Genomic DNA, 14,738 nt, shown 5'->3' on the forward strand with positions numbered 1-14,738 from the left:
TAGCGTCACTGGGGCGGCAAGGAAAGCTTCAGCAGGTTTGCATGCTCATCGGTTATGTCTATTTCCATGTACTTGGCTAGCGACACGCTGCCATCAGGGGCTACATTAACTGTGTGGAAGAAGAACTTCTTTGAGTTCGCGTCTGCAGTGAATAGCCTGATCTCCTTCAGCGACCTCAGGTACTCCCTCAGGTCTGGGTCAGACGTTATGGTCGAGAACTGCTTGGTAGCCAGCCATGCCCTGACGTGTATTAGGAGCGACCCTCTATAATTGGCTGACCTGAGCGACTTTAGCGTCTGCAGGACCATCTTAGCAACGTCGCTCATCCTCTGCTCCCCGCCAAAGGCTATGTAGACGGCCTCCGCGCCCCATGCAACTATCCTCTTGGCAACGTCATCCATGTTGTCTGTATAGTCAAAGAAGGCGACCTTGCCGGGGCCGTAGCCATAGGTGTCTAGGTACGCAGTTGCGGCCGCCGCAGCTATGGACTCGCATATTCTGTCAGGGTAAGGTATAACTGCAATTCTGTTGAAGCCCTTGAAGAGCCCTATGCCCACTAACCTGCCCGTGAGGGCCCTTAAATACGCCTCCTCACCTATGGAAAGTTTGCCCGAACTTGCGTACATATGTATTGCGCCACTAATTAGAATGCATTTTCTGCTATAAAAATTTTTAGGTTAATTAAGGCTCTATAACGCTTAAAAACCTATTGGATGAAAGGTAAGATCTGCAGGAGGTACTGAGCATGCCAGTAACTGACCCAGAGCTGGTTAAGATCGTCCAGGATAGGGTGTTCAATGTACTTATATGCAGGAAGTGCGGTGCTCATAACCCTCCGGGCGCCACTAAGTGCAGGAGGTGCCATAGTAAGGATCTGAGGCCTAAGAGGAAGGAGCTGGCTAAGGTAAAGGCCGCCTAACGCCCTTATTAGAGGTAAAGATAAAATAGTTAGTCGCCTCGGCTTTATGATTGTTATTCTATAGCGTCGGCTCCTGCTACATTACGTTAAAATTACTTGAGTGAAGAAAGGGGCTTTAGCAAGTACTGAAAGATATCCTTGCGCAGCCCTCTTTAGGTAGTTTATTTTAGGCCAGGTTTAGATTAAGTTCAGTCTTGGCTTTCTTTCGTCTTCAGGCCTTATCTTAACTAGGCCATAGTGTATGGCACAACTTATGCAGTAGCACTTGGTGACCGGGTACCTAGGTATTATAGCTCCCTTCTTTTCAAGTTCTGCGGCAAGCTGTGGGTCGACGGGAGAGTAATTCCTTGTGACGCAGATAGCCTTATCCTCAGGAACAAGCCTTCCGCAGTTGTCGCACTGAATCATCTTAGATTTGCCCTTATCGCCTTTTCTTCTTCCTCTGCTCTCCCTTTTCTTTGGCATAAGTTAAGCACCTCATATCTGCTGCGACCCTGCGTTATTAAGTTATTTTGAAGCGGAGCAAGACCTTCTCGAAGAAGTTGTGCGCCTCTTAGCACTGCTGTTTGTGAGTTCACTGGCTCAACCCGACAGTGCCGATAAGAGACCATGCTATCACATCCCATTGCCAATGCATTTGAGGCGGCAGTACGCTTTTATTTCAGGTAAGTTCTAACTGGCTGAGAGGGGCTTACTCATGAGCAGCGACACGAGGCCGAAGGTATACCTGGTAGAGGGCCAGATGATGCTATCTCATGATAAGTTCCCGGAATGGCATAAATTTAAGGTATTTGTAAGATCAGTCAAGGAAAGGGATGCTCTCGAAAGAGTCTACTCAGAGCTAGGGAGCAGGCATAAGCTGAAGAGGTATCATATAAGGATTCTCAGTGTGAAGGAAATTCCCTTAGAACAGGTGACAGATGCACATATACTCTCCCTAGCAGAGGCTACCAGGGTGAAGTAAAGTTTGGCTGAGCAGCAAAAGCGCGTCGTGACACTTGACGACCTAGTGGCTCAGCTAGACGCAATAAGGGCCGAAGTTTCAAACTTAAGGGACCTCCTCACTCAGCTGGTAGCTCAGAGGGACTCAGTCACCAGGACCAAGGAAGGCCTTGACGCGATAGCCAGGTCCCCTGAGGGCTCCCCAGTGCTCTTCCCGTTGAGCAGCGGCTACGAGGCCCTGGTAGAGGCAACGCCAAGCGACAGAAATAAGGTGATAATTCATCTTGGGGCGGACATATACGCAAAGCTTGATGTAACCGAGGGCCTTAAGGTTCTGAGCGAGCGGGAGGGCGAGCTTAACAAGTTAATAAATGAGGTGAGCCAGAGGCTCGCCCAGCTGGAGTCCCTGGAGGCCCAATATGAAAGCGTGATCCAGCAGGCCGTGGCCTCAGCCCAGCAGGGCAGGACCAGGCAGGGTTGAGCCGTTGTGTTCGATAAGCTGAGAAGCGCGTTGAAGGGCTTCGCGGCATCTATAAAGGAGGCTGTTGAGAAGAAAGAACTGAGCGAGAAAGACCTGGAAACCCCCTTGGAGGAGCTTATGATTAACCTCGTCGAAGCGGACGTAGCCTATGATGTTGCAGAATCCATAGTCATGGAGCTTAGGACTAAGCTTATTGGAAGTAAGGTACCAAGAGGCATCAATGTAGAGGATTACGTCTTAAATTCTCTTAAGAGCTACATAGCTACGTTATTCAGCAACGGCATCGACCTAGTGTCCGAGGCTAAGAGGAAGTGCAGCTCAGGGCTGCCCTACGTGATAACGTTCTTCGGAGTAAATGGAGTTGGAAAAACGACAACTATTGCAAAGGTAGCCTACATGCTAAAAAGCTCGGGGCTGACTCCAGTTATAGCTGCCGCTGATACCTTCAGGGCAGGGGCCCAGGAACAGCTGAGAACGCATGCTGAGAGGCTAGGGGTTGCATTTATAGGTGGCAGCTACGGCGCTGATCCTGCAAGCGTGGCCTACAACGCCATAAATTATGCTAAGAATAGAAGGGTGTGCGCTGTTCTAATCGACACGGCCGGCAGGATGCACGTAGATGCCGATCTAATGTCCGAACTTAAGAAGATAGTCAGGGTAGCTAATCCTGACCTGAGAGTACTGGTGGTCGATTCCCTTACAGGTAACGACGCTGTTGAACAGGCAAAGAGCTTTAACGAGAACGTGGGCATCGACGCTATAATACTCACCAAGTTGGACGCGGACCTAAAGGGGGGCGTAGCCATATCTGTTGCAGCAACCACCAAGAAACCCGTGATTTACGTAGGTGTAGGGCAAAACTACAGCGACCTAAGGCCTTTCAGCCCAAATTATATAATTAGTGCGATATTTGGTAATTAAAGAACTCTGGCTGCCAGTTGCACTATGTCTTGCTTGGTAACTATTCCAATTAACTTTCCTGCATCGTCGATCACGGGTACGCAGCCTATTCTTTCAGCTGACATAGACCTTGCAACTGCTGCGGAATCCTCATCGCCCTTGGCCGTTATAAGCTCCTTTGACATTATATCCTCGGCTACTGGCACTAAGTAACTCCTAAGGCTCACTATCTTATCCTTGAGTGGGTCTACGACCTTGTTTTTTATATACCTGTCCTTGCCCCTGGCCATGAAGAGGGCCGACGGCATATAGGCAAAGGCTAGGTCCTTCTTAGAGACCACGCCTATGGGCCTTCCGTCGCTGTCCACAATTACTACTTTGCGCACTGGGCTCGACTCTATCAGCTTTGCTAAGTAATATATGCTATGGGTAGGGCTGGCCTTAGGGAAGTCCGTTCTCATGATGTCCAGGACCTTTAGTTTGCCCTCGTACCTATCTCCATAGGCTCTTACTACATCTGTGCGGGTGATTATACCCGCAAGCTTTCCATCCTTATCAACTACTGGAAGCCCACCTACTTTGTGTCTCATCATGAGCGAGGCCGCAGTTCTAAGGCTCTTGTTTTGATCTATGGTTATTATATTCTTGCTCATAGCCTCGGAGACCTTTATGTCATCGAGGGGTCTATAATAATTCGAGCCGTAGAGCGAGTCTATGATATCGGTCATGGTTATAACTCCAACAGGCTTCTCTGACTCATTTACAACGACAAGCCTCCCTATGTCTTTCTTGAGCATCAGATTTCTGGCATGAGCAAGCGTATCGTTAGGTTTTACGACATAGACTGGACTGCTCATATAAGTGGAGACTCTCGGAGCCACATGCCTCACCTCAAGGCAATTGAGATAAGTACATCCCTCTCTGTAACTATACCCTTAACTTCGTTATTCTGATCTACAACTATGAGGCTGTTGGTGTTACGGGCATTCATCAGTGAAGCCGCCTCTGCAATATCAGCGTCTTCGTTAATAGTGGCGACGTCCTTGCTCATAATTTCTGAAACCCTGGTGGAGAGCACGTCTTCTATGTCATAGCTAGATAGCTTCTCAAAAGCCTCGTGAGATCCAAAGTATGAGATAAAGTCCATAGCGCTTACAACGCCAACCAGGTAGGAGCCGTCCGAGGAGAGCACAGGTATCCTCCTGAATCCATATAAAGACATCAGCTGCGCAGCCCTCTTAAGAGAGTCGGTTTCAAATGCCGCAACTAAGCTGGTTGTCATAACATCCTTTACTTTGACATTGACATCTTTGTTTACAAGGTATCTTACTAGGTCATGTTCTGTAACTACTCCGTAAGGCGTGCCATCGCTTAAAATTATAGGTACGAGGCCTATACCATTGAGCACCATTATCCTAAGGACCTCTGAGAGCTTTGACGAGGTGGTAGCATAAAGAGGTGTCGGGTTCATAAGGCTTTCAACGCTCTCGGACCTCAACGCGCTAAATACGTCCCTCTTATGACGTTGCTCTACTATAGAGTAAAGCTTCCCTCCTCCCAGGTAATTCACGATGTCAGTTGCCATAATGGTGCCCCTCAGCTTGTTACTTGAATCGACGACCACTAGCCCCCTCACTCTCTTTGAATACATAAGCTCCAGGGCCTCTAGTATTGTGCTAGTGAAGGTTATAGATATGGCGGGCTTTGACGCTATCGAAATGATGTCGCCCTCCTTTTCCTTGACCCTCTGGCTCCAGTTAGGCTCGGAGTCAGCTCTAAGATATTTAGTGCCTTCCCACCTGCGAACTCCCACTGTAGACACTACCTTGGCGCTCCTCGATAGTCTGAGATTGTTCTGTCTGTTCACTTTTATCTCACCTCGTCACCAGCCTGGCTATGTCTTCTCTATCAATGATGCCTACTAGTTTAAGTTCCTTACTGGAATTAACTATGGGGATCCTTCCGTAGCCGTGCCTTGACATTAGGCTCACGACTTCGTAGACTGTGGACCAAGGGAACAGATAAATGGGTCCCCGCGTCATAACGTCCTTAACGCGAGGCCCCCGTGATGCTCCAGCCTCGCTCTCAAGGTGTATTCTGCTGTAACCTTTGCTAACTAGGTCATACTGCGTTATCATACCTACGAGCCTCCCATTGGAATCAACTACTGGGAGACCCGCATACCTAAGCTCCCGCATCTTATTCCATATCTTAGAGATGAATTCATCCTCTTCAGCGGCGACGGGTCCCTTAGTCATGTAATTCTCAATCACAAGATCTTTAAGGTCATCCTTACAATAGTTGGCTGCCAGCGAGATCAGGTCATCAAATGTAAAGAAGCCGAGGAAGCGGCCATCAAGGCCAACTATTGGTGATGCCCACTCATCAGCCTTTATCATAAGGGACACTGCCTCCTTAACAGACTGGTCGGGCCTTAAAGTAACTAGAGGTTGCTCGGCCAGGGAACCAGCCACGGCCTCAGTTTTGGAGGACGCCACAGTGAGTATGGTGCCCCTAGTTATGATGCCAAGCAATCTGCCATCATTGTCGACTACAGCAACGCTCCTAACGGCTTCCTCCCGCACGATCCTTCTTACTTCTGAGAGCTTCGTCTGTGGGTTTACTGAAATCTTGGAGGAACGGCCTAAATCAATAACGTTCAATATCTTAAGTTCGCCTATCTTGCCTAATGAGGAACTTTTTTTCTTTGCGTCTGATAGCACAAGCTGTCCCCAATATTTTGTGGCTTTTAAAGGATTTAAATTGTAATAACTAGAGTTGCACGGCGCGCCAATTAACAATAAGTCATAAAGTGTTAGTTTAGGTTTTGCGCCACTTTCGGGACCTCTAGTCTTGGCCCAATAACTCAGAACTCTGTTACAGTCTCGCTCGGTGAGACTTTCCTGCACTCTTGAGGATTACGGTCGCAAAAATCCATGAGAGAAACAACTTTTACTTCGATGCCAAGTTTGTTCTTTAAGAACTCTTTAAGTTTGTTCTCAGACCCCATCACTACAACGACCCCGGCCAGAGAGGCTTGCCTAACTCTGACGACATCTATGAGCGATGAGAGCTGGAAGAGCTTATTTCCATCTACGAGAACTATGACTACCCTGCCTTTGCGTGGGACGCATTCCTTAGGGAAGATCAGCGAGTCGTAGTAATCCTGCGCAACTTTATAGTTTTTGACTATTATATGGCGTGAGTAGGGGGTGCTTGAAGGGGCGCATAACCTGCAGTGAAACGCGTCAGAGAGCATGGCCCCAAAGGCTGTTGAATACCCGTCCTTGCCGGTCACTATAGCGCTTACCTTTTCACCCTTGAACAGTTCCATGGCCTTAAGCTCAGCCAGCGTCATTATACCAGGGTTGCTGAGTATCTGCCACGGTTCATCGCTGTCTTGTAGGGACTTCTTTATGGCTTCATCTATGAGCCCCTCCCTCTCTATCTTTTGGAGTAGCTTCTCCGCCGTCACCCTCTCTGGGACGCTCCTGAGAGAGACATAACGCCAAAGTATTTGCGCTGAGACCCCGAGTCTGCTTTCGAGTTCCTTAAAGGAATAGAAGTGCTTAAGGGCGCTTAGCACCTTGAACAGGAGGAACTTGAGGTTACTGTCGCCATTTACCATCTGTGTATACTCCTGCTGCGGGGTGCTGGCGTCATGCAAGGGTCCTGCAGTATCCTTAGAGCCGCTTTCCCTGCCGCCCTCCATAGGCTCTCTAACTCTCGTTAAGCTTTACGCCTGTTATGTTTAAAAGGCTGGCGCTTCTGAAAAACTTGAGATATATAATCTTAGAACTCCTCTTCCTCTTCTCCCTCTTCCTCTCCCTCCTCGCTCTCTTCGCCGCCCTCTTCCTCTCCCCAGTCCTCCTCTTCCTCTCCCTCCTCGTCGCCTACGTATTCTTCGTCCCACCCTTCCTCCTCTTCGCTTTCCTCAGGCTCTTCAGTCTCTTCCTCTCCCTCCTCGTCTTCGAATTCTATATCCTTGGGCACGTGCATTCACCTCGGCACTTTTTGATTGCTCTTTGTGTGAAATTATATAAGTGTCTACTTGTGAGATACTACGGTATGGGTAACTCTAAACATAAAATAATAGCAATACATGATAATGTGTAGTGAGCGGACTTGTCAGGAGAATTTATAAGGTGTTTTTGAAGGTAACTAGCCTTTTAAGCAGCTACTATAACCTCACTTAACAAGGAGAGCAAAGTGCCTGTTAGGGCGCCAACAAAGAGAATGCCTTACAAGGCATGCAAAAACTGCGGCGCGCTGGTCCCTAGGGACTCAGACGTATGCCCTGTGTGTGGTGGGACAGCCTTCGTTGATGACTGGGACGGAGTAGTAGTGGTATTAGATAATTCAGAGCTTGCCGCGAGACTAAAGTTTGCAAAGAAGGGCATGTTTGCGCTCAAGGTGTCAGGCTCCTATGTGTTCAAGTAGGAGAACTGCCGGCGCGCTAATAAGTTACGTCATACCAACTCCTGCAAGGATCGACTTCTCTAGCCCAAGAGGGGTTCTCGTGAGCGGGCAGCTTAGGCGTATTGTAGAGATGCAAGACTGGGTTAAAGTAATATGCCTTGGTGACGTGGTGTCGGCCTACTGCATGGAAAGCGCCAGGCTTCCCGACGTGATAGTCTTTGATGGCAAGACCCAGCGCGCTGAGAGTAAATTTGTCAAGGAAGACCTGCTCAGGGGCATGGGCTTCGGCTTAGTTGAAGTAAGCAATCCCCCAGGCGGCCTCAGCGTTGAAGCTATGGAGACCTTATGCGACGCCATAAACAGTTACAACGGCAGAATCGCCATTAAAGTAAACGGTGAGGAGGACATGCTCACTCTCGCAGCGCTTTCCTGCGCGCCTGCCAACAGTCTTATAATTTATGGGATACCAAATAGAGGTGCCGCAGTTGTAGTGACAAATACCATAATATCGCATGAGGTGCAGACCAGATTGCTTAGACTCGTCCCCTCAAGCATTATGGTCCAAGCTTAGGCTAGACGATAACCTTTAGTTGAAGCTCGTGGGGTCTGCACTAAAACCATCGGCTAGCCGGTGTAGTTTCTCAGAAGCCACGAAGGGACGTTTTTAACGAGCTCATAGGCCTCTTCCCAACCGTTTAGTGACAGCTCGCTGGCCAGCTGCTCTAGCGTCATATTAGTCTTGACGTATTTTCTAAGCAGCTTTATCACTTCGTCAGTAAGCTCTATCTCCTTATCATCAATCTTAACTTTGGGCCTCTCCATATAGCCTCCCAGCATCCTTCAGGTTGTTAGGTTTAAAAGTATTGAGCGCTTCAGGCTGAGCCGGCAAAGGTTTTGCAGTGATATACCTCTTATTGAGGCTTAATGTTGAGGTACAGATATTACCGGACGGCTTCATTTAACCTCATAGCTCAATTATTAATTATAAGACAACTTTCATGCCAATTCAATAAGAGCGCTTATAGAGTCTTTGAAGAGAGTGGTGGGGCCGCGGGGATTTGAACCCCGGACCACCAGCGATCTAGGCGGCCTGGCATGGGGGTCCGCTCCCCAGGCTGGCATCCTACCAGGCTAGACGACGGCCCCACCATACCTCACACTGAAGCTCTATGGGTTTAAAACTGTTAACCAGGTCTTTGCCTGAAGTGCAAGCTCTTGGTAGATAACAGGACTTATGAGTATGATAGCGCATTACCTTTAAAATATTTACTGAAATTGGAATAGACATAGCTATATCAATAACATAGGATTTCAACTTCTTAAGATTTCATAAAAGCTGTGTAAAAGTATACCTTGTCATAATATTATTTCAGAGGTGTTTTATGTAATAGCATTTAATGGCTTTCAACTTACTAGTCGCATGCTCTATCACGATCCTTTGGAAAAAGCCGACGCTGAGAGACCTCGATTTCTATTAATGTAACTTCAGGGCAGGTATTACTTAGGAAGCCCGGTGGGGACTTATGGAGAGCCTCAGAGGAGGGGTTGGTAGAATAATTATAAGATGTCATAATTGCGGCACCATCCTTTACAGGTACGCTATAGGAGATAAGAGCGATAGAAACAAATTTAATGGACCGCCACTTCCTAAGAAGGCCCTTAGCGGCTTCGATGGCATGACGTGCCCCGTATGCGGGGCTAGGCTATCGCCAAAGCCTGTAAGCATCAGGTTTCATTCAATGGAAGAATTTGGAAATCTATATATAGAGGATGAATATAAGCTTCTGCTGAGAAGCTCCTTGCCCGGCGGCCTGCTTCCCGCGCAGCACCCTGCAGGCAGCACTGTTGATATAGAGGATGAGTGAGTTTTGAAAGGGTTTATTGTAAACTCTTACTATTTTTTATGTTATTTTTCACTGAATTTATGATGAAGTCTTCTACCTCGGTATACTCCCGAAAGCTACAATCAGCCTCATATGCTCTGAGCAGTTCACGTATATGTTTAGAAACGCTGCCGTGGAACCTTATGAGAAAGAAACTTGCTACCTTGTTTACGTTACCACAGCCATGGGAGGTGGATTCAAGATCCACTATTAAGGCATTGTTTAGATTCAACGGATCAGGGTACATTACGTTACTCAAGGGCCTGTTTAGCTCTGCATGAAGTAGGCCGGCCAAATCTAGCGCTCTCGCAGCCCTTAGGGCCCCCCTGACAGCGGCAGCTAAGTTATCTATGTTGTATATGTGTGCAAAGTATAGGTTTATCACCTGCTTTAATGTAGTTGAACCTACGTAATCCATTAGTATCATGTTGTCGGTGTACCCATAAACCATGGGAGTCGCTCCATAGCGGGAGCTCAGAATAAGCTTTCTGGCCTCATCAGACAAACTTGTCCTCTTGCTGTCAGTCCTTTTGATCTTAAGCGCTCTTGGAGCGCCATCCGCTAAAACTTTCACCACTATCCCGGCATGACCTTTACCTAATACCCTAAGTCCCTTTAAGATAAAGTCAAGCCTTGTGGGGCCCTCTAGGCATATCCTGTCAACTCCCAGCGAGGAAGCCTCAGATATGAGCCTGTTCACCTCACAGTCCGCAGTTGCATTAGGATAGCAAAACAGGAGTCTTGCTGCTAAGGAGCAGAGGGGGACACTAACCATGCAGGCATCGATGCCAGTTCCTTGCGAATCCATTCCTTAAGCCCCCAGTCAGTCAGCCTGACGTCCCTTACATCATCAGATACCATAACTTTACAGTCCCTGGTGCCCTCGGGAAGGGGCGCCTGCTTGATAGCGAGATCTAGGAAAAACTCTATGTCTGGGCGGTTAAGCCTTTTTACGCTCATTAACTCCCCCTCGCCTATCCAGATGCCATCATTAATTCTGTTAGCTATGAAGTCCTCTATATAGTCTACGTTAATGAACGGCTTAGGGCCTTCTATAACATCTAAACTGTTTAGCCGTAGCGTGTTAACTAGGAAACCTACTGCAGCTTTAGACTGCTCGTCGGTGAAAAACGAGTGTTTAATTAACTTAAACCCATACTTGGTCAGCAAAGTAGCTATGGACCTTGACGCTCTTGCAAGCCTTCCCCACACATCGCCTGGGGGGTAGTTTGCATAGTCGCCCTCGCAGATCACTATTGCCACTGGAATACCATACTTTATGCTAGCATATTTGGTGAAAATGTGGAAGAACTCCTTCCGGGGCCTCTTAAGGTAAAGCTTGGCTGCGACCACCGCAGTTGAGAGCTTCTCCAGGGTTACTGCGGCGGCGGCATTCCTTGCGGGGTCAACAGGGTCTACGACTATTAATGGCGAGTCAGGGTAGCGCCTAGAAAGCAGGTTCTTATTGCCAACATTCTCAGGGTCCACATAGACAGGAGGTTTCCAGCTAGAGATGGCCTGAAGGGCTCCCTCAAAGCTGCCATAGGTTATTATCAGAAGCTCCGTGAGGTAGCCTGAGAAGCCACCTATGTGCGCCTCAGCTCCGTAGACCCCCACGCCCTTAAAGAAGGACTTGAGCAGCCTCACTTCATCGGCGCCGCCCTTGTCAAGTCTAGATATCACATACCGAGTATGAAATGGGGTTCTGCTGACCCCCATCAGGTTTCCCGTAGGCTTCTCCCTGTAAACCGCTGGCACGACGTCTGCCTCAATTCCCATTAAGGATACGGTAACGTAGGGGTGCTCGCTATACTTTACTATGGTTGGAAGGCCCTTCAGGGAGTCCTCGAGCAGCTCTCTTCCTTTGCTCTTTATCCACTCGTCGCTGGCACCCTTAAGTAGGACAAAAATATCCAGCTCCCAGTGGTCTGCAAGCAGCGTACCCTTTGCGAAACTGCCCTCTGGCTCTATAATAAAGTCAAGGCCTCTCTCACTAAGCTTGGCCTGTAAGTGTGACCTAATCACTTCATAGAAACTAGAGAGGGTCCTTAACTGAAGTGGCGTGGGCCTTAGCCTCTCCAGGACCTCCTCTTCAAGCTGCCGATGAGCATTAGGGCTCATTCAACGTGGGCCTCCGCTATGGTCTCATAGATGGGGCCTCTTGGCGTCAAAATGCTCTTCTTAAGTCTAACGGCGTTAACCACCATCTCGCCAACCTCGTATGAGGAGTGTTCTAGTACGAACTTAGCGACTTCTGGGTTCGAGCGCTCCTTGAGTCTTGCTATAGTTATATGCGGTGTAAACTCCTCGCCACTCTCGTATTTAATGCCAGTATCCTTAAGTAGTTTATCCAGCTGATCCCTTATTGACTTAAGCTCATCGAAGCCCTGGACTATGCCGACCCAGATCACCCTCGCTAAGTTTGGCGAGGGGAAGGCGCCTACTCCGGAGAGCTTCAAAGTAAAAGGCTTAAACCTCAGCTTAGGCAGCACGCCAGACCTTATGTCGCTGACCGCAGAGTCCGGTATTTCCCCGAGGAACCTAAGAGTTATGTGAAAGTTCTCTGGCTCCACGAGCTTCATCCTGACCCTCGTTGACTCCAGCTCCTGCTCCAGCTCCTTAAGCTTGCTGACTAGCTCTGGCCTATCTATGTCAACTGCTATGAAGGCCCTCAACGCCGCTCCCTTGGGCTGTGGCACTTGCCCCCTTAAGATGTTTTATTAGGTCTCTGGGCCAAAGTTTTTTGGGATCGGCAGTGAGCGGGTACGGAGACTACGACGACTCAGACGAGTATGATGATGAGGAGCTTGAGGAGATCAAGAGGAGGAAGCTCGAGGAGCTAAGGAGGCAGGCGGAGGCCCAGAGGAGGCAGCAGGAGGAGGCAGCTAAACGCGAGGCAGAGCTAATGGCGATCTTAAGAGCTATACTTGATCCCGAAGCCTTAAATAGGATAAACAACCTCAAGCTCGTGAAGCCCGAGCTCGCAGATGCCGCCGTTCAGACTATAATATCACTAGTGCAGGCAGGAAGGCTCGTACCTCCGGTAAACGATGATACCGTGAAAAACATTTTAATACAGCTAGATAGCAGGTCTCGTAGGGAATACGAGATAAAGTTCAAGTGGAAGTGAGGGAGGTTCCATGTCAAGGCATAAGCCTCTCGCCAGGAAGTTGCGCTTGGCCAAGGCGTTCAAGAGCAACCAGCCGGTGCCTGCGTGGGTAATAGTAAAAACTTTAAGGAAGTTTACATTAAATCCTAGAAGAAGACACTGGAGGGTATCAAAGCTGAAGGTGTGAGGTGAGTGGTCATGGAGCCTGGAGAGGCCTTCGTATACAGTTTCAATCTAAGCAGAGTCTACTATGGTCGCAGATCAAACAGGGCCAAGAGAGCAGTGGACCTGTTGAGGTCTCTGGTGGCCAGACATGCCAAGGTCTCACCGGAGTCAGTAAAGATACTTGATGATGTCAATAATTACATTTGGAGCCGGGGCATACAAAGGCCACCAAGAAGAGTCAAGGTATTAGTAAGGGTTGTTAAAGACGAGGAAGGGAACGTGAAGGCCCTAGTTGAGATGGCCAATAAGAAGCTAAGGCCGGGCAAGATCGAACTCAAGGAGAAGAGCCAGTAAGACCTAGATAAACCTTTTCTAAACTGGGGCTAAATAATCTTGGATATACAGGATTTTGGTTAAAGCCCTGAAAAGACCATCTGTATTCTCGCTATCTCAGGGCCGCTGGTGTTGGCACCTACTATTGCCCCTCTGTTGTTAACAACTAGGCCTGTCTTAATAAAAGACACCCCAAAGTTTATAGTGCCTGTCTTGAACGGCACCTTAAATAAATCCTTCAGGAACTCAAGCTCGTCATCGCCGGTGTCAGGGTGGGAGAGCCCTCCTATGTCAGTCACCGCTATGACTGCGCCAACCGTGCTTATGCCTGATATAGCTCTCTTTGCCACTTCCACGCCAAGTACATCCGAGATAAGCTTAGTCGTACTGTTATCAAGGCCGGGGTACACTAGCGCTCCATGGCTGTTGGCTGCCACCAAGTTACCTATTGCGTTGTTAGACGAAGGAACGACACCTATGTTCATGGAGTTCCCTAAAGCTTCCTTGAGCGTTTGGAGCTCTCCTTCAGTTATAGTGCTCGGCACCAGGAGACCGTTGTTATTGCCAGCCACAAGAACTCCTATTAGCCTGGTTCCCATAATTGTCACTTCATAAACGTCGACGCCAAGTACATCCTCTATTAGCTGTTTATCCTTCTGTTCCATGTCTGGGGGTACGAGGGCTATCTTATCATTGGCGAATATGTACACTCCTACGTTACTGTTACCAAACACCTGCATCTTGGCTACATTGAAAGTCAAAGCTCTCCCTCTTCATTTTTCTAACAGAAGGCCTCATGGTTAAAAGGTTAATCAAAGCGTCATATGAGCAACTATGTGGTAGCCGGGCGGGGATTCGAACCCCGGTCACGGGGGCTCTCCCGGCCTCCGCAATCTAGCGGCCAGCGCGTCCAGAGCCCCGCATCCTTGGCCGCTAGACGACCCGGCTACCCATACAGAGATCCTTCGTTTTGGGTTTAAAAGGATTGTAGGCCTAGGGTTGTAAGGATGGCCCTTGATATAATTGTGACTGTAGAGCCATGATATCAGTAAGGCTAAAGCAACCTACGACAGTGTAGCCCCTTCATTTGATAGCGCAAAGTCTACGACCTAGTAGCACTTAGGGTGTCAACTTGCCCTTTGCCGCTCTCGCTGATCAGTTTAAGCACTGTATTATAGAGATCTGGGTCCTTTTCCTTTAGCTTTTCGAGGCTCCACGGTTTCCAGCCTCCGGACTTAACTTTACTTACAACATTCCTAATCCAGGAATCGTATACCTTGCTGCAGTTGCCAAAATTTTTGCAGCTTCTCTCAAGGAAACCTCTTATCTCGTTTACAGCATCTGCCTCGTTTAGGCCTTTTACATTGGCTAAATATCTTGAAAGAACGTAAAGTATGAGCCTATGTCTCCCATCTGGAACTCCTGTGCTCAGCACGCTTTCTATCCATGAAAAGTCGCCCCTGCTCTTAACAGCGGTGACACTGCACATGTTTACATTTGGGCACATGGTCCTGAGAACGCTCTCAGCTATTTGAGGGCATTCCGCCGGCGACTCTTCGCACCTCTGAGCGGCTTCGGCAAACACAG

General features: G+C 48.5%; 23 protein-coding genes and 2 tRNA genes. 10 read left to right on the forward strand and 15 right to left on the reverse strand.

The window, feature by feature from the left end; genetic code table 11:
- Nucleotides 1-5: 5 nt before the first annotated feature.
- Nucleotides 6-626 (reverse strand): hypothetical protein, encoded by a 621-nt coding sequence (locus tag ACZ5OO_RS02140; RefSeq protein ID WP_464078399.1) that lies wholly within the window; start codon nucleotides 624-626, stop codon nucleotides 6-8.
- A gap of 119 nt (nucleotides 627-745) precedes the next feature.
- On the opposite strand from ACZ5OO_RS02140, the gene ACZ5OO_RS02145 reads away from it, so the two are divergent.
- A complete protein-coding gene (locus ACZ5OO_RS02145) occupies nucleotides 746-919 on the forward strand; it encodes a 50S ribosomal protein L40e (protein WP_013267026.1) in 174 nt (57 codons plus the stop codon).
- 177 nt (nucleotides 920-1,096) lie between these two features.
- Here the strand turns inward: ACZ5OO_RS02145 and ACZ5OO_RS02150 are convergent, their stop codons facing one another.
- Complete coding sequence (locus ACZ5OO_RS02150) at nucleotides 1,097-1,384, reverse strand: 30S ribosomal protein S26e (protein WP_013267027.1); 288 nt, start codon at nucleotides 1,382-1,384, stop codon at nucleotides 1,097-1,099.
- A 232-nt stretch (nucleotides 1,385-1,616) separates the two neighbouring features.
- Here ACZ5OO_RS02150 and rpl18a point away from each other — a divergent pair, with 232 nt between their 5' ends.
- Genes rpl18a through ftsY form a run of 3 tightly spaced genes read left to right on the forward strand, consistent with a single transcriptional unit; the run spans nucleotide 1,617 to nucleotide 3,263 of the window.
- Nucleotides 1,617-1,883, forward strand: a complete 267-nt coding sequence (gene rpl18a, locus ACZ5OO_RS02155; protein ID WP_013267028.1) for a 50S ribosomal protein L18Ae — start codon at nucleotides 1,617-1,619, stop codon at nucleotides 1,881-1,883.
- A gap of 3 nt (nucleotides 1,884-1,886) precedes the next feature.
- Nucleotides 1,887-2,342 (forward strand): prefoldin subunit alpha, encoded by a 456-nt coding sequence (pfdA, locus tag ACZ5OO_RS02160; protein ID WP_083774072.1) that lies wholly within the window; start codon nucleotides 1,887-1,889, stop codon nucleotides 2,340-2,342.
- A 6-nt stretch (nucleotides 2,343-2,348) separates the two neighbouring features.
- Nucleotides 2,349-3,263: a signal recognition particle-docking protein FtsY gene (gene ftsY, locus ACZ5OO_RS02165; RefSeq protein ID WP_013267030.1), complete on the forward strand. Its 915-nt coding sequence runs from the start codon at nucleotides 2,349-2,351 to the stop codon at nucleotides 3,261-3,263.
- Here ftsY and ACZ5OO_RS02170 read toward each other — a convergent pair.
- The 5 genes from ACZ5OO_RS02170 to ACZ5OO_RS02190 all read right to left on the reverse strand — a co-directional run bounded on the left by ACZ5OO_RS02170 (nucleotide 3,260) and on the right by ACZ5OO_RS02190 (nucleotide 7,235).
- Nucleotides 3,260-4,099, reverse strand: coding sequence for a CBS domain-containing protein (locus tag ACZ5OO_RS02170; protein WP_048812847.1), 840 nt, complete (start codon nucleotides 4,097-4,099; stop codon nucleotides 3,260-3,262). The two genes, ftsY and ACZ5OO_RS02170, sit on opposite strands and share 4 nt — an antisense overlap.
- Before the next feature lie 29 nt (nucleotides 4,100-4,128).
- The gene (locus tag ACZ5OO_RS02175) at nucleotides 4,129-5,109 is read right to left on the reverse strand and encodes a CBS domain-containing protein (protein WP_238523595.1); all 981 of its coding nucleotides are present in this window, start codon (nucleotides 5,107-5,109) and stop codon (nucleotides 4,129-4,131) included.
- Between the two features lie 7 nt (nucleotides 5,110-5,116).
- The gene (locus ACZ5OO_RS02180; protein ID WP_464078400.1) at nucleotides 5,117-5,965 is read right to left on the reverse strand and encodes a CBS domain-containing protein; all 849 of its coding nucleotides are present in this window, start codon (nucleotides 5,963-5,965) and stop codon (nucleotides 5,117-5,119) included.
- Nucleotides 5,966-6,108: 143 nt separating this feature from the next.
- The gene (locus ACZ5OO_RS02185) at nucleotides 6,109-6,954 is read right to left on the reverse strand and encodes a hypothetical protein (protein WP_013267034.1); all 846 of its coding nucleotides are present in this window, start codon (nucleotides 6,952-6,954) and stop codon (nucleotides 6,109-6,111) included.
- 80 nt (nucleotides 6,955-7,034) lie between these two features.
- On the reverse strand, nucleotides 7,035-7,235 hold the full coding sequence (locus ACZ5OO_RS02190; protein WP_158303796.1) for a hypothetical protein: 201 nt from the start codon (nucleotides 7,233-7,235) through the stop codon (nucleotides 7,035-7,037).
- 216 nt (nucleotides 7,236-7,451) lie between these two features.
- Between ACZ5OO_RS02190 and spt4 the strand changes: the two genes are divergently transcribed.
- Together spt4 and ACZ5OO_RS02200 are read left to right on the forward strand one after the other, a co-directional pair.
- Nucleotides 7,452-7,682, forward strand: coding sequence for a transcription elongation factor subunit Spt4 (gene spt4 / locus ACZ5OO_RS02195; RefSeq protein WP_202965443.1), 231 nt, complete (start codon nucleotides 7,452-7,454; stop codon nucleotides 7,680-7,682).
- 79 nt (nucleotides 7,683-7,761) lie between these two features.
- Nucleotides 7,762-8,232: a GTP-dependent dephospho-CoA kinase family protein gene (locus tag ACZ5OO_RS02200; protein ID WP_013267037.1), complete on the forward strand. Its 471-nt coding sequence runs from the start codon at nucleotides 7,762-7,764 to the stop codon at nucleotides 8,230-8,232.
- Between the two features lie 53 nt (nucleotides 8,233-8,285).
- On the opposite strand, the gene ACZ5OO_RS02205 is transcribed toward ACZ5OO_RS02200, so the two are convergent.
- Together ACZ5OO_RS02205 and ACZ5OO_RS02210 are read right to left on the reverse strand one after the other, a co-directional pair.
- On the reverse strand, nucleotides 8,286-8,483 hold the full coding sequence (locus ACZ5OO_RS02205; RefSeq protein WP_048813017.1) for a hypothetical protein: 198 nt from the start codon (nucleotides 8,481-8,483) through the stop codon (nucleotides 8,286-8,288).
- A 218-nt stretch (nucleotides 8,484-8,701) separates the two neighbouring features.
- Nucleotides 8,702-8,807: transfer RNA gene (locus ACZ5OO_RS02210), tRNA-Pro, on the reverse strand.
- A gap of 377 nt (nucleotides 8,808-9,184) precedes the next feature.
- On the opposite strand from ACZ5OO_RS02210, the gene ACZ5OO_RS02215 reads away from it, so the two are divergent.
- Nucleotides 9,185-9,526 (forward strand): hypothetical protein, encoded by a 342-nt coding sequence (locus tag ACZ5OO_RS02215; RefSeq protein ID WP_013267039.1) that lies wholly within the window; start codon nucleotides 9,185-9,187, stop codon nucleotides 9,524-9,526.
- Nucleotides 9,527-9,539: 13 nt separating this feature from the next.
- On the opposite strand, the gene ACZ5OO_RS02220 is transcribed toward ACZ5OO_RS02215, so the two are convergent.
- Genes ACZ5OO_RS02220 through thpR form a run of 3 tightly spaced genes read right to left on the reverse strand, consistent with a single transcriptional unit; the run spans nucleotide 9,540 to nucleotide 12,243 of the window.
- Nucleotides 9,540-10,244 carry a serine/threonine protein kinase gene (locus ACZ5OO_RS02220; RefSeq protein ID WP_013267040.1) on the reverse strand — a complete coding sequence of 235 codons (705 nt, stop codon included), beginning with the start codon at nucleotides 10,242-10,244 and terminating at the stop codon, nucleotides 9,540-9,542.
- Nucleotides 10,245-10,291: 47 nt separating this feature from the next.
- A complete protein-coding gene (gene cca, locus ACZ5OO_RS02225) occupies nucleotides 10,292-11,665 on the reverse strand; it encodes a CCA tRNA nucleotidyltransferase (RefSeq protein ID WP_464078401.1) in 1,374 nt (457 codons plus the stop codon).
- Complete coding sequence (gene thpR / locus ACZ5OO_RS02230; RefSeq protein ID WP_202965444.1) at nucleotides 11,662-12,243, reverse strand: RNA 2',3'-cyclic phosphodiesterase; 582 nt, start codon at nucleotides 12,241-12,243, stop codon at nucleotides 11,662-11,664. The genes cca and thpR overlap by 4 nt, the downstream gene beginning before the upstream one ends.
- 56 nt (nucleotides 12,244-12,299) lie before the next feature.
- On the opposite strand from thpR, the gene ACZ5OO_RS02235 reads away from it, so the two are divergent.
- From ACZ5OO_RS02235 to ACZ5OO_RS02245, 3 genes are read left to right on the forward strand one after another with little or no spacing between them, the layout of a single operon-like run.
- Nucleotides 12,300-12,674 (forward strand): DNA-binding protein, encoded by a 375-nt coding sequence (locus ACZ5OO_RS02235; protein WP_013267043.1) that lies wholly within the window; start codon nucleotides 12,300-12,302, stop codon nucleotides 12,672-12,674.
- A gap of 10 nt (nucleotides 12,675-12,684) precedes the next feature.
- Nucleotides 12,685-12,840, forward strand: a complete 156-nt coding sequence (locus ACZ5OO_RS02240) for a 50S ribosomal protein L39e (protein ID WP_013267044.1) — start codon at nucleotides 12,685-12,687, stop codon at nucleotides 12,838-12,840.
- Between the two features lie 11 nt (nucleotides 12,841-12,851).
- Complete coding sequence (locus ACZ5OO_RS02245; protein WP_464078402.1) at nucleotides 12,852-13,172, forward strand: 50S ribosomal protein L31e; 321 nt, start codon at nucleotides 12,852-12,854, stop codon at nucleotides 13,170-13,172.
- Nucleotides 13,173-13,231: 59 nt separating this feature from the next.
- On the opposite strand, the gene ACZ5OO_RS02250 is transcribed toward ACZ5OO_RS02245, so the two are convergent.
- The 3 genes from ACZ5OO_RS02250 to priX form a co-directional block, all read right to left on the reverse strand.
- A complete protein-coding gene (locus tag ACZ5OO_RS02250; protein WP_013267046.1) occupies nucleotides 13,232-13,912 on the reverse strand; it encodes a translation initiation factor IF-6 in 681 nt (226 codons plus the stop codon).
- A 76-nt stretch (nucleotides 13,913-13,988) separates the two neighbouring features.
- A tRNA-Gln gene (locus ACZ5OO_RS02255) sits at nucleotides 13,989-14,099 on the reverse strand.
- A gap of 154 nt (nucleotides 14,100-14,253) precedes the next feature.
- Nucleotides 14,254-14,736 carry a DNA primase noncatalytic subunit PriX gene (gene priX, locus ACZ5OO_RS02260; protein ID WP_464078403.1) on the reverse strand — a complete coding sequence of 161 codons (483 nt, stop codon included), beginning with the start codon at nucleotides 14,734-14,736 and terminating at the stop codon, nucleotides 14,254-14,256.
- Nucleotides 14,737-14,738: the final 2 nt, after the last annotated feature.

It is taken from the genome of Acidilobus aceticus, from assembly GCF_055392325.1.